This is a genomic window from Kibdelosporangium aridum, assembly GCF_900176515.1.
GTDB lineage: Bacteria > Actinomycetota > Actinomycetes > Mycobacteriales > Pseudonocardiaceae > Kibdelosporangium > Kibdelosporangium aridum.
In genome coordinates, this window is record NZ_FWXV01000001.1 from 897,165 (window position 1) to 908,952 (window position 11,788).

Annotated in this window: 11 protein-coding genes; 6 read left to right on the forward strand and 5 right to left on the reverse strand. The window is 67.6% G+C overall.

Translation table 11 applies throughout. The features are described from left to right. Window positions 1-5: 5 nt before the first annotated feature. Complete coding sequence (locus tag B9C43_RS03640) at window positions 6-590, reverse strand: TetR/AcrR family transcriptional regulator (RefSeq protein ID WP_200825413.1); 585 nt, start codon at window positions 588-590, stop codon at window positions 6-8. A gap of 78 nt (window positions 591-668) precedes the next feature. Here B9C43_RS03640 and B9C43_RS03645 point away from each other — a divergent pair, with 78 nt between their 5' ends. Next, window positions 669-1,508, forward strand: coding sequence for a class I SAM-dependent methyltransferase (locus B9C43_RS03645; RefSeq protein WP_160096297.1), 840 nt, complete (start codon window positions 669-671; stop codon window positions 1,506-1,508). On the opposite strand, the gene B9C43_RS03650 is transcribed toward B9C43_RS03645, so the two are convergent. Both B9C43_RS03650 and B9C43_RS03655 read right to left on the reverse strand, forming a co-directional pair. Further along, window positions 1,477-1,920, reverse strand: a complete 444-nt coding sequence (locus B9C43_RS03650) for a GNAT family N-acetyltransferase (protein ID WP_033391345.1) — start codon at window positions 1,918-1,920, stop codon at window positions 1,477-1,479. The two genes, B9C43_RS03645 and B9C43_RS03650, sit on opposite strands and share 32 nt — an antisense overlap. A gap of 37 nt (window positions 1,921-1,957) precedes the next feature. Further along, complete coding sequence (locus B9C43_RS03655; RefSeq protein ID WP_084425569.1) at window positions 1,958-3,061, reverse strand: alpha/beta hydrolase family protein; 1,104 nt, start codon at window positions 3,059-3,061, stop codon at window positions 1,958-1,960. A gap of 200 nt (window positions 3,062-3,261) precedes the next feature. Here B9C43_RS03655 and B9C43_RS03660 point away from each other — a divergent pair, with 200 nt between their 5' ends. The 3 genes from B9C43_RS03660 to B9C43_RS03670 all read left to right on the forward strand — a co-directional run bounded on the left by B9C43_RS03660 (window position 3,262) and on the right by B9C43_RS03670 (window position 7,400). Beyond that, entirely contained in the window at window positions 3,262-4,086 is an 825-nt protein-coding gene (locus B9C43_RS03660) for a DUF72 domain-containing protein (protein ID WP_084424576.1), read from the forward strand. Between the two features lie 94 nt (window positions 4,087-4,180). Continuing rightward, window positions 4,181-6,907 (forward strand): ATP-binding protein, encoded by a 2,727-nt coding sequence (locus B9C43_RS03665; RefSeq protein ID WP_084424578.1) that lies wholly within the window; start codon window positions 4,181-4,183, stop codon window positions 6,905-6,907. A 124-nt stretch (window positions 6,908-7,031) separates the two neighbouring features. Further along, entirely contained in the window at window positions 7,032-7,400 is a 369-nt protein-coding gene (locus B9C43_RS03670; protein WP_033392839.1) for a YciI family protein, read from the forward strand. A 291-nt stretch (window positions 7,401-7,691) separates the two neighbouring features. Here B9C43_RS03670 and B9C43_RS03675 read toward each other — a convergent pair whose 3' ends face one another. Next, window positions 7,692-8,336 carry a response regulator transcription factor gene (locus tag B9C43_RS03675; RefSeq protein ID WP_084425570.1) on the reverse strand — a complete coding sequence of 215 codons (645 nt, stop codon included), beginning with the start codon at window positions 8,334-8,336 and terminating at the stop codon, window positions 7,692-7,694. After that, window positions 8,333-9,442 (reverse strand): sensor histidine kinase, encoded by a 1,110-nt coding sequence (locus B9C43_RS03680; RefSeq protein WP_033392833.1) that lies wholly within the window; start codon window positions 9,440-9,442, stop codon window positions 8,333-8,335. The genes B9C43_RS03675 and B9C43_RS03680 overlap by 4 nt, the downstream gene beginning before the upstream one ends. A gap of 108 nt (window positions 9,443-9,550) precedes the next feature. Here B9C43_RS03680 and B9C43_RS03685 point away from each other — a divergent pair, with 108 nt between their 5' ends. Both B9C43_RS03685 and boxC read left to right on the forward strand, forming a co-directional pair. Beyond that, on the forward strand, window positions 9,551-10,069 hold the full coding sequence (locus B9C43_RS03685; RefSeq protein WP_160096299.1) for a YceI family protein: 519 nt from the start codon (window positions 9,551-9,553) through the stop codon (window positions 10,067-10,069). Between the two features lie 63 nt (window positions 10,070-10,132). Continuing rightward, entirely contained in the window at window positions 10,133-11,788 is a 1,656-nt protein-coding gene (gene boxC / locus B9C43_RS03690) for a 2,3-epoxybenzoyl-CoA dihydrolase (protein WP_143446092.1), read from the forward strand.

Genomic DNA, 11,788 nt, shown 5'->3' on the forward strand with positions numbered 1-11,788 from the left:
ACCTTTCATACAGCTTTCAGCAGACCTTCCCGTGCCGCCACGAGAGCGACGGCCGCAGCGTGCGCCGCGGTCTTCTCATCCACCGCGACACCGGTGATGACCAGGTCGAAGAAGATCGGTGCGAGCAGGGTCTTCACCAGCCCCGCCGGATCGATGTCGGCTGGCAGTTCGCCCCGGTCGACTGCGGCGGCGATCATGGGTGCGACGCGCCGAGGGCCGTCCTCGTACAGCTTCCTGGGGATGTCGGCGATCTCGGGGAGGCCGGCCGCGTCCGACAGCAGGACGGCGACGATCGCGCGGCCGGTCGTGCTGGTTATCCAGTCGACGAACGATTCCGCGAGCCTGCGCAGGTCCTGTTCGATCTCGCCGGTGTCCGGGATGGGGATGTCCATCGTGGCGTTCTCGGTCATCGCGTCGAGGACCAGCGTCCGCAGGTCGCCCCACCGCCGGTAGATCGTGGTTTTGTGCACGCCGGTCCGGCGCGCGATCTCGTCGACGGTCAGTCCGGCGTAGCCCTTCTCGGTGAGCTCGGTCAGGGTGGCCGCAAGTACCGCGGTCCGCACCTTCTCACCTCGGCCGATGACTTCCATTGCAACTCCCGGTTGCGTTAGATGGCGATCGTCTGCCACGCTATCGCAACTTCAAGTTGCGATACAGATGGGGGTCTGATGGCGAACGAACACCAAGCGAAGGCGTGGAACGGCTACGAAGGCGAGCACTGGGCCTCTCATCACGCGCGGTACGACGCGATGATCGCGGATCTGAACGAGCACCTGTTCCCGGCCGCGGCGCTCACCGCGACCGACCGGGTATTGGACGTCGGATGCGGGGCAGGCCAAACGACTCGCATCGCCGCCGGCTTGGCCGCGCATGCCACTGGAATCGACCTGTCCGGGCCGATGCTCGCCCAAGCCCGCGCTGCCTCGTCGGACCTGGCGAACATCACCTACATCCACGGGGATGCCCAGACGTATCCCATTCCGGACAACGAGTTCGACGTGGCGATCAGCCGTGGCGGAATCATGTACTTCGACGACCCGGTGGCCGCGTTCAGCAACATCCGCCGCGCGCTGCGCCCCACTGGGCGCGTCGCCTTCATCGCGGGCGGTGCACTCAAACCGGACAGCGACAGCATGGTCGCGTTCAAGGCGTTGTCGCAGTTCGTCCCGCGGCCGGCCCGCGAATCGGGCGACACCAGCCCGAACCCCGCTTCACTGGCAGATCCTTCGTATGCCAGGAAGATCTTCGCCGAAGCGGGGTTCGATGCCATTGCCGTGCAAACCCGGGAAACCGTTTCTGTGGTTGGCGAAAACGCCGCCGACGCGACGGATTTCATCCTCAAGTGGGGGCCGGTGCGTTACGCGTTGGACCAGGCTTGCGTCAGTGACACAACGGAAGTCCGCGCCGCGGTGACGTCGGCGCTCCGTCCGCTCGAGACATCGTCAGGCGTGCGGTGGAGCTCCGACGTCGTGCTGATCACGGCTCGAGTGGAATCGAGTACTGGATGAAGCCGCGGTTCTCCGCGACCTTGTCGTAGAGCAGACGCGCGGTGTGGTTGTCCTGCTTGGTGTGCCAGTAAAGCTGTCCGCATCCCTGGCCGGTCGCCCAGTCCTTGACCGCGGCGATCAGCTGGCGGGCAACGCCTTTCCCGCGCGCTTCCGGTGACGTGAACAGGTCCTGCAGGTAGCACACGTCCGCTGAGGTAGTGCTCGGGTGGACGAAGAAGTGCACGATGCCGACGAGGTCCCCGTCGAGCTTCGCGCCCAACGCGTGCATCCGTTCACCGGACTGGAACTCCGCCCACGCGTTGTCGTAGAAACCCGGCGGCATCGTCTCGCGTCCGTAGAAGGCGTTGTAGCCCGCGAACAGCCGCTCCCATCCCGGGCGGTCGGCTGGTGCCAGTGCGTCGATGGTGATCATTCGTTCCCCAGTGATCGTGTTCGCTCCGGCTTCGACGCTATCGCAGATTGTGGAACTTGATCTCGGGGAACTCGGCCGTGGGGCCGCTGAGCACTCGCTGCGGGATGCCCCGCAGGTGCTGGTCGACGAACGCGGCGGCATAGGTACGGGTCAAGCTGATCCCCCTGGCCGGGTCCAATGGCGTCGGCGGGTCGATGCCGGCCTGCTGGATCAGCAGGTTCAGGTCCGTGAAGGAGAAGTGGTCGGCATCGGGAGCGTGCAGCCAGCGCTTCCAGCCGGACATGTGTGGCCACACCGCGTCCCAGGAGGTGTCCTTGGCATGGCCGGGGTCATGCAGCTCAGGGCCGCCGAACAGGAGGAACGGGCGGTTCAGCGGATCGGGCGGCAGCATCGGCCCGTCCATGTTGATCCCAGCGTCGACGCGGGAGTCAGCGCGCATCACGGTGGCCGCGGCGTCCCCACCCATGGAGTGGCCCACGACGGCGATGTGGCGCTGATCGATCAGCGGGTGGTGGCGCAGCTCGTTGAGTACGAAGGACAGGTCGGTGGCCCGGTTGAGCGCGATGGGGCCGTGGCCGATCTTGTCGGGCAGCTCGCAGGCCGTGCAGGGAAGCACTCCGCCAGGGAACTTCGCAGCGACCGACTCGAAGGCATGGTCGACGGCCGCGGTGATGTAACCGCGGGACGCGAGGTCCTCGGCCAGGGCTGTGAGGGAGTAGCGGGAGACCGTGTAGCCGGGGGAGAGCAGGACGAGCGGGCGCTTGCCAGGCAGCGGACGTGCGTCGGTGCGCGACCAGGTCCTGGCCCTGGCCAGCTTTTCGGGCGGGAGCTGCGCGCGGATCTCGTAGTGATCGACGAGTGCGCTTGCCTCAGCCACATCCATGTACGGCGCCTGGCTGCCAGTGCCACGCACCGCCGGAAAGTACATGGTGACCATGAGCTGTCGCGGCCCAGCCTCGGGCACCCAGGGATCCGTCCGGGTCCGGTCGGTGAGGGCGAGCGTCGCCCGCCCGACAGCGTTGTGTCCTGTGGGCGCCGGAAGCGACAGATCTCCTGCGGCCGCAGCAGCTGTAGGAATGAATAGCGCGGGCACACACAGCGCGGCGGCTGCGGCAACGACCATGGCACGAGGTTTTCGCATGCCGCGACTGTGCCCGGCCCGTGCGACCGAAACATCAGGCAACGCCCGGAGTGCCACCCGGAGTTGGCTCGTCAGGGTCTGGGACTACGTACAAGCTCGATCAGCGGCAAGGGCGGATGTTCGGCTACCGCCGTTCAGGCTATCTTCACTCACGATCGATGGGAGTTGGTGGAGTGGCACGTCTTCATGTCGGCTGCGCGATGTGGACCCACAAGGCGTGGCCTGGGCGATTCCTGCCGCAGTCGCTGCCGGCCAAGGAGCGTCTGCGCGCCTATGCCGGCTGGTGCAACGCGGTCGAGGGCAACACCACTTTCTACGCGACCCCAGCCCGGACCACCGTCGCGACTTGGGCGCAGCAGACCGATCCCGATTTCCGGTTCGTGGTCAAGCTGCCCAAGGTCGTCACGCACGAGCGCCGGTTGGTCGGTGTCGAGGCCGAGATGCGGGCGTTCCTGGAAGCGGTCGAACCCCTTGGCGAGCGGGCGGTCCTGTGGACCCAGTTGCCCGGCTCGTTCGGCCCTGCGGACGTCGACGCCCTCGGCCGCTTCCTGCGCAGGCTTCCCGCCGACCGCCGGCGCGCCGTGGAGGTGCGTCACCCCGGGTTCTTCACCGACGCCGGCTCGACGGCGTTGCTGGAGGGGACTCTCACTGACGCGGACACCGAATGGTTGCCCTTCGACACCACGGTCTTCTTCCAGAGCCCGCCGACCAGCGAAGCTGAACAGGACGCCTGGGTCAAGAAGCCACGGCTGCCGCGGCGGACACGGGCACTGACCAACCGGCCGATTGTCCGCTACCTGGGCCGGGACTCGATCGAGGAGACGGTCGAGGGGTGGCGGCCCTGGACCGCGGTGGTCGCCGGCTGGCTGCGCGAGGGCCGGTCGCCGACGGTTTTCCTGCACACCCCCGACAACGACGACGCGCCCGCGCTCGCCCGCCGATTCCACGACGACGTGCGAAAGCTCGTGCCCGGCCTCGACCCACTGCCCGAGCCCGAGCCGGTTGAGCCCGCGACCCTGTTCTGAGCGATGTCGCGATCGAAGGCTTGAGGTCCCCTGCCGGGTTCATCCTGGACCTGGCGCAGGGACCGAGTTCGCACCGCCCATCTAGGGTGACCGCATGTCGCTGGTGGGAAGGGGCGTCGAGCTAGCGCGGATTCAACGCCTGCTGACAAATGCGCGCGACGCGCGCAGCGGCGTGCTGGTGCTGCGGGGCGCAGCGGGCATCGGGAAATCGGTCCTTCTCGACCACGCTGTGTCGATCGCCGAAGCCGAGGGCAACATGCGCGTGGTCCGCGGAGCAGGGGTCGAGTCCGACTCCGAGCTGGCGTATGGCGGTCTGCACCAACTGCTGTTTCCACGCTTGGATCGGTTGGACGCCCTGCCCACTCCCCAGGCCACGGCACTGCGGTGCGCTTTCGGCCTAGCCGAGGGAGACGAAGCCAATCGGTTCCTGATCTCCGCAGGCACCCTGTCGTTGCTCGCCGATCTGGCCGAGGATGCCCCTCTGCTGTGCGTGGTCGATGACCTGCAATGGCTCGACCAGGGTTCCGTGGAGGCGCTGTTGTTCGCGGCCCGCCGCTTCGTGGCCGACCCGATCGCGATGCTGTTCGCGGTGCGCGAGACGTCGGTGGCGTTCGAAATCGCAGGCGTCGACGTCGTGGATCTGCCCGGCCTCGCCGCGCCCGATGCCGCCCGACTGCTGGACGACCACGCACCGGAACTCATCGAACCGGTGCGGACCCGGGTCCTCGCAGAGTCCGGCGGCAATCCCCTGGCGATCATCGAGCTCGGGTCGTCGCGGCTCGCGGCACGCGATGTCGACGAGTCCGACCCGGCCGAGCAGGTCGGCCCGCTGCCGGTGACCCGCCGCGTGCAGGAGGCATTCCGCCGCCAGATCGTCGAGCTTCCCGAACCCACCCAACGCGCGCTGCTGGCGGCGGCGGCTGACACGGCGGCGCCGCTCGCGACGATCCTCCACGTGATCGAAGCCCTCGGTGGCGCCCCCGGCGACCTGGCGCCCGCCGAACGCGACCGGCTGCTCCGGATCGACAGCCGGATCACGTTCCGCCACCCTCTGGTACGAGCAGCCGCCTACCAGGACGCGCCGCTGCACCGGCGGATCGAGGTACATCGCGCGTACGCCGATGCGCTGGGTGCGGAGGCCGATGCGGACCGCCGGGCGTGGCACCTCGCTGCTGCCACCACCACCCCCGACGAGGCGGTGGCCGCCGAACTCGAAGGTGCGGCGGAGCGGGCCTGGCACCGAGGCGGCGCGATGGCGGTGTCCGCTGCCTACGACCGCGCCGGTCGACTCAGCGCCGACCGGGAACTGAAGGCCCGGCGTATCGCCCGGGCCAGCCAGGCCGCGTTCGATGCCGGCAAGGCCGACCGCGCCGCCCGGCTGGCGGCCGAAGCGCTCTCGCTCACCACCGACCCCGGCATCCGGGCCGACGCCATCTACACGCGTGGCGCTGTGGAGTACGAACGCACGTCCCCGCGGGCCGATGCGGAGCTGACGATCGAGGCCGCCGCGTTGGTGCGCGACACCGATCCAGAGCGCGCCGCGCTCACGTTCTTCGAGGCTGCGCACGCCGCCCGGCACGGAGCGGCGCACGACCTGCTGCAGCGTGCGGCGGATCTGATGCGCGGGTTCACCCCGCCGGAGCACTGGGCACCGGTTGTCGCCGCCCTTCTCGGGTGGGTGGAGCTCTTCGCCGGACGCCCGGAGCTGGCCGTCGGCCCGATGCGCGATCTCTACACCGCCACACGCAGCGGCGGGAACGACCTGATGCATCGCATCACGGCCGGGTTCGGCGGGCTCATGATCGCGGACGACGACGGCGTCATCGCCGGGACCGAGGACATGCTGGCCGAGGTGCGGGCTACCGGGGCGTTGGGGTGGGTCCCGTACACCCTGAACGTGCTCGCCGTGGCGCGGCTGTTCCGCGGTGAGTTCGCGGACGCCCGCGCGTGTGTGGCGGAAGGCGCATCCGTGAGCGCCGAACTCGGGAACACGACCGAGCGCCTGGCACACCGGTCGGTGGAGGTGTGGTTGCACGCCGTGTCGGGTGACGAGCCACGCTGCCGAGCTCTTGCCGAGGAGGTGTTCCCACGAGCCCGAGCCCGGCACCAAGTCAATGCGGAGATCGCGGACTGGGGTCTCGGCATGCTCGACCTTTCCGCCCGGCGGTTCGGGGAAGCATTCGACCGGCTCGAGAGAGTGTCCCGGGGACCTGCGAGCCGCGACCTCCTGGTCCGGGCGGTGCCGGATCTGGTGGAGGCTGCTGTGCGCAGCGGCAAGCCGGATCGTGCCCACGGACCACTGGCAGAGTTCCAGCACTGGGCTGAGCACGTCGACCGCCCGGTCGCCACCGGGCTCGTACTGCGCTGCCGGGCCTTGCTGGCCGATGACGGCGACGCCGACGCGCTGTACGCCGAGGCGCTGCGGGTCCAGGAGCGGCACGGCGGCCCCTATGAGCGTGCCCGTACCCAGCTGGTCTACGGCGAGTGGCTGCGCCGCCAGCGCCGCCGTACCGAGGCCCGCGCCCATCTTGCGGCGGCGGTGTCCGCGTTCGAGGACCTCGGCGCGGAGCTCTGGGCCGAGCGTGCGCGCGGCGAGCTGGCCGCCTTCGGCGAGCGGGGCGATGAGCCTCGGCGCAGCGGCCCGCTCACCCTGTTGACCCCGCAGGAGCTGCAGGTCGTACGGCTGGCCGCCACCGGTCACACGAACAAGGAGATTGCCGCACAGCTCTTCCTCAGCCCACGGACCGTCGGCTACCACCTCTACAAGGCGTATCCGAAACTCGGCGTCACCGGTCGCGCCGAGCTGGCCGACCTCGTCTAGTGGCCGACGCCGGTCGTCGGTTTCCCGGACACCAGTCACGATGACTGATACGTCAGCGGTGAGCCCCGCCTAGCGTTTCCGGCATCCAGGCAGCGGCCGTCGGCCGTACGACGAGGAGACGACAATGACGAAGTATTTCCTGAGCCTCCCGCACGACTCCGCCGAGGAGCCGACGATGGAAAGCATGGACCCCGCGGAGCTGCAGGAGATAATGGCCGCAGTCGATGCGTTCAACACCGCCGTTCAGGAGGCGGGCGCGTTCGTGTCCGCTGGCGGTCTGCACCCGCCGTCGAGCGCGACCACGGTGGACTACTCCGGTGACAGCCCCGTACTCACACCAGGCCCGTTCGTCGAGGCCAAGGAGTACCTCGGCGGCTTCTGGATCATCGAGGCCGAAAACGACGACGTCGCGATCGAATGGGCCAAGCAGGCCTCGCGTGCGCTGCGAAGCAGGGTCGAGGTCCGCGCACTGCAGGAAGCACCGCAGGGCTGAAGGCAAGTCTTCGCAGCCTTATGTGTTGGCGCGGATTCAGTACATGCACCCGCTCCAACACATCGGCTTTCCTACCGGAAGACCTGCTCGGAGCAGGCAACGGATGTTCAGCGACTCCGACCGTCGAACTCGGCGGTAAGCCGGCTCGCGTGTCCACGGAAGGAGATGTGATCGACGTGCCAGCGCGCACGGCACACCGGACGTGGAACGCTGGCAAGGGCCGGGTTTCGGCGACCTGGGCAGTCACGCCGGTCCACCGCCCGCAGCAACCGTCCCCCTAGTTGATCATCCTCAGCACAGGCCGGCGTCGTGGGCGAGTAGCGCGATCTGGGTCCGGTTGCCGAGGTCCAGTTTGGTGAGGATCCGGGTGACATGCGCCTTCACTGTCGGGATGCTGACGTTGAGCTCGGCGCCGATTTCGGCGTTGGTTTTGCCTTGGCCGACGGCGACTGCGACTTCGTGTTCGCGTGGGCTGAGGTTGGCCAGCGTCGTGCGGGCCTTGGTGTAGGTCTCCGCTGAGGTGGCGGCGCGGTCCATCAGGCGGCGCGTGATGTGAGGCGACAGGATCGGCTCGCCTGCCGCCACGCGCACGACGGCGTTGATGATGGCTGACGGCAGCGCATCCTTGAGCAGGAAGCCGCTCGCGCCTGCTCGGAGGGCTCTGAGGACGTTGTCGTCGGTGTCGAACGTGGTCAGCACGATCACTTCGGGTGGGTTGGGCCGGGCGCGGACATGGTGTGTGGCAACGATTCCGTTCACTTTCGGCATCCGGATGTCCATCAGCACGACGTCAACCGGGTGAGCGTCCAGCGCGCGAGGCACGTCGACGCCGTCGGCGGCTTCGGCGACGACGGAAATGTCTTCGAAACCGTCGAGCATCATGGTGAGTCCGGTGCGGACCACGGCGTCGTCGTCGACGATGAGCACGCGGATCATGCGGGCCACGGCAGTAGTGCGTGCAGCCGGAATTCCCGTGCTGTCAGTTGATGGTCAAGCTTGCCGCCCGCGAGCCGCACGCGTTCGGTCAAGCCGATGAGGCCGGTGCCTGTGCCGGGGAACGCGGGCGCGTCCCTGTGGCACAAGGGGTTGGTCACTTCGATGATCAAGTTCTGTCCTGGGGTGCCGTTGATGTCGATCTTCACCGGTTGGCCCGGTGCGTGTTTGCGCGCATTGGTCAAGGCTTCCTGCAGCACTCGATACGCCGTGCGGCTGGTTGTGCCGGGGACCGCGGTGACGTCGCCATGGACGTCGACCGGCGTGCCGACCGCGCGGGATTCCTCGACCAGTACGGGTAAGTCGTCCAACACGGGCACAGGGCGGTCCGTGTTCTCGGGCGACGATGTATCACGTAACACCGCGATCACGTCCCGAAGCTCGTTCAGAGCCTGATGTACGCCCGATCGGATGACACCAGCGGCGTGGGACAGCTTCTCGGGAGCGAGATCCGGCCGGTACTCCAGCGCTCCCGCGTACGTGGCCAGTAGGGACAATCGGTGGGCAAGGACGTCGTGCATCTCGCGTGCGATCCGGGTGCGTTCCGCCGCTCGTGCTTCGAGAACGCGCCTGCCTTGTTCGGCTTCCGCGCGCTCGGCTCGGTCCCGCAGCGACTCGATGACCTGCCGACGTGCCTGGGCCAACGCGCCCCAGCCCAGCAACCCGAGGTGGGTGACCACCACCAGCACCAGCCACCACGTGAAGGACAGGCCTGGCATCGGATGCCAGATGAACCTCAGCGCGTGCGCGGCGATACCGAAGGCAGCAACCCCCAGGGCGACAGGGAATCGCCGCCCCGACGCGACCTGCAGCGTGCCTATGGTCGACGGCGGGGTGGCCGTTGGGGATATGGCCGCGAGCACGGCGAGCACGAGCGCGGAACCGACGGGCCAGCGGAACAGCAATGGCACCAACGCACACGCGATGATCCCGATCGGGATGTCGAGGGCGACAAGAGAACCGGACGCGTACTCGCCGTACCCGGTCGCCACCGTGCACACCCCGAGCAGAATGGTGACCAGGGTGATGTGTCGGGCGCAGAGATCCACGTCACCGAGCGTAGGACGTGCGGCAATGGGGGGACACCGACCAAAGTTCACATGGGGGCAGACTCGTGGTCGATGTGCCAGAGCGCCATCCGGCGCCAGGCTCGTCGCATGACAAATCGCGGCATCACACACCACACTCCTGTCGTCGGCGACTACCGGATCGACCACACCCGATCCAAGATCGAGTTCACCACCCGGCACGTATTCGGCCTCGGCAAGGTCCGCGGCACCTTCCAACTACGCGAGGGCTACATCTATGTAGCCGATTCCCTTGACGAGTCCGCGGCGCGCGCGACGATCGCGGCGGACAGTATCGACACGCGCAACCCCGTGCGAGACACGACAGTCTGTCAGCAGTACCTGGACGTGGCACGGCACCCGGACATCGTCTTCACGTCGACGGGAATGGAGAACACCGGCAACGGCTGGGTTCTGCACGGTCAGTTGACCGTCTGCGGTCAGACCCGGCCTGTCGACTTACACATCACTACCGTGGGAGGAGAAGGACTACGTGTCACGGCCACGTGCGTAGTCGACCGCTACGAGTTCGGCATCACCAAGATGAGGGGACTGACCGGGCGCAGGCTGGCCTTCACTCTCGAGATCGTGGCAAATCTTTCTACATAATATTGACGACTAGGTTGAGTTCTGTAGAAAATGGTGCGGTACGGTCATAGCCGAGGAGGCGACATGGACGTGTCCTTCGATGCGCACCCGGGCAGCTATCGGCACTGGAAGATGCGTACCGAAGGGGACATCGCCTGGCTGGTCCTCGACGTCGACGAGGCCGGCGGCATCGTGCCCGGCTACGAGTTGAAGCTCAACTCCTACGACCTCGGCGTGGACATCGAGCTCTACGACGCCACGCAACGCCTGCGCTTCGAGCATCCCGAGGTCCGTACGGTCATCGTGACCAGTGGGAAGGACAAGGTGTTCTGCGCGGGCGCGAACATCCGGATGCTGGCCGCGTCGGCGCACGAGTGGAAGGTCAACTTCTGCAAGTTCACCAACGAGACCCGCAATGCCATGGAGGACTCCGCCGGGCAGACCTACCTGGCCGCGGTCAACGGCTCCTGCGCGGGCGGAGGGTACGAGCTGGCGCTGGCGTGCGAACACATCCTGCTGGTCGACGACAATTCCTCGGCGGTGTCGCTGCCGGAGGTGCCGCTGCTCGGCGTACTGCCGGGGACAGGCGGGCTGACGAGGGTGGTGGACAAACGCAAGGTCCGAAAAGACCTGGCGGATGTCTTCTCCACCCGGCCCGACGGGGTGAAAGGCAAGACCGCGCTCGAATGGCGCCTGGTGGACGAGCTCGCCGCGCCGCGCCAGTTCGAGGAGACCACGCGCGCCCGTGCGGCCGAACTGGCAGCCAGGTCGAACCGGCCGAAGGACGCGAAAGGCGTCGAGCTCGCCCCGCTCAACAGGGAGATCAGCGCGGACGGGATTGGCTACGAGCACGTCACCGCGGACTTCGACGCCACCACCTCCTCGGTGACCATCACTGTCCGGGCCCCGCGGGTACCAGCGCCGCCCGGGTCGCCCGATCTGGGGTTGTCCGAACTGGACGCTTCCTTCTGGCCGCTGGCGGTCACCCGTGAACTGGATGACCTGATCCTGCGGCTGCGCACCAACCAGAGCACGCTCGGTACGTGGATCATCAAGACCGAGGGTGACGCCGACACGGTCGACTCCTACGAGAAGCTGCTGATCGGCAACCAGGACCACTGGCTGGCCGACGAGATCCTGCGCTACTACAAACGCACCCTCAAACGGCTGGATGTCACCAGCCGGAGCCTGATCGCGCTGATCGAGCCGGGCAGCTGCTTCACCGGGATGCTCGCCGAGCTCGCCTTCGCGGCCGACCGCCAGTACATGTTGGACGGTCCGCCGATCGACGACGAGGACAGCCCGCTCAGGGCGCAGCTGCGGCTCACCGAGGCCAACTTCGGGCTTTTCCCGATGGGCAACGGAATCTCCCGGCTGGAGTCACGGTTCTACGGCCACCCGGACCACATCGAGTGGCTGCGCAAGGAGACCGATCGGCCGCTCACCCCTGCGGAGGCCAACGAGCTCGGCCTGGTCACCGACATCCCGGACGACATCGACTGGGAGGACGAGATCCGGATCGCCATCGAGAGCCGGGCGTCGCTGTCCCCGGACGCGTGCACCGGCCTTGAGGCCAACCTGCGGTTCACCGGTCCAGAGACGATCGAGACCAAGATCTTCGGCAGGCTGTCGGCCTGGCAGAACTGGATCTTCAACCGGCCGAACGCGTCCGGCGACGAAGGCGCGCTCCGCCGCTACGGCACCGGCCAGAAGGCGATCTTCGACAGGAAACGAGTCTGA

What these genes read in the sequence shown, in the direction of transcription:
- B9C43_RS03685 (WP_160096299.1), top strand. Translation starts at nt 9,551, where the DNA reads ATGACAAATCGCGGCATCACACACCACACTCCTGTCGTCGGCGACTAC.
- B9C43_RS03650 (WP_033391345.1), bottom strand. Translation starts at nt 1,920, where the DNA reads ATGATCACCATCGACGCACTGGCACCAGCCGACCGCCCGGGATGGGAG.
- B9C43_RS03665 (WP_084424578.1), top strand. Translation starts at nt 4,181, where the DNA reads ATGTCGCTGGTGGGAAGGGGCGTCGAGCTAGCGCGGATTCAACGCCTG.
- boxC (WP_143446092.1), top strand. Translation starts at nt 10,133, where the DNA reads ATGGACGTGTCCTTCGATGCGCACCCGGGCAGCTATCGGCACTGGAAG.
- B9C43_RS03640 (WP_200825413.1), bottom strand. Translation starts at nt 590, where the DNA reads ATGGAAGTCATCGGCCGAGGTGAGAAGGTGCGGACCGCGGTACTTGCG.
- B9C43_RS03645 (WP_160096297.1), top strand. Translation starts at nt 669, where the DNA reads ATGGCGAACGAACACCAAGCGAAGGCGTGGAACGGCTACGAAGGCGAG.
- B9C43_RS03660 (WP_084424576.1), top strand. Translation starts at nt 3,262, where the DNA reads ATGTGGACCCACAAGGCGTGGCCTGGGCGATTCCTGCCGCAGTCGCTG.
- B9C43_RS03670 (WP_033392839.1), top strand. Translation starts at nt 7,032, where the DNA reads ATGACGAAGTATTTCCTGAGCCTCCCGCACGACTCCGCCGAGGAGCCG.
- B9C43_RS03655 (WP_084425569.1), bottom strand. Translation starts at nt 3,061, where the DNA reads ATGCGAAAACCTCGTGCCATGGTCGTTGCCGCAGCCGCCGCGCTGTGT.
- B9C43_RS03675 (WP_084425570.1), bottom strand. Translation starts at nt 8,336, where the DNA reads ATGATCCGCGTGCTCATCGTCGACGACGACGCCGTGGTCCGCACCGGA.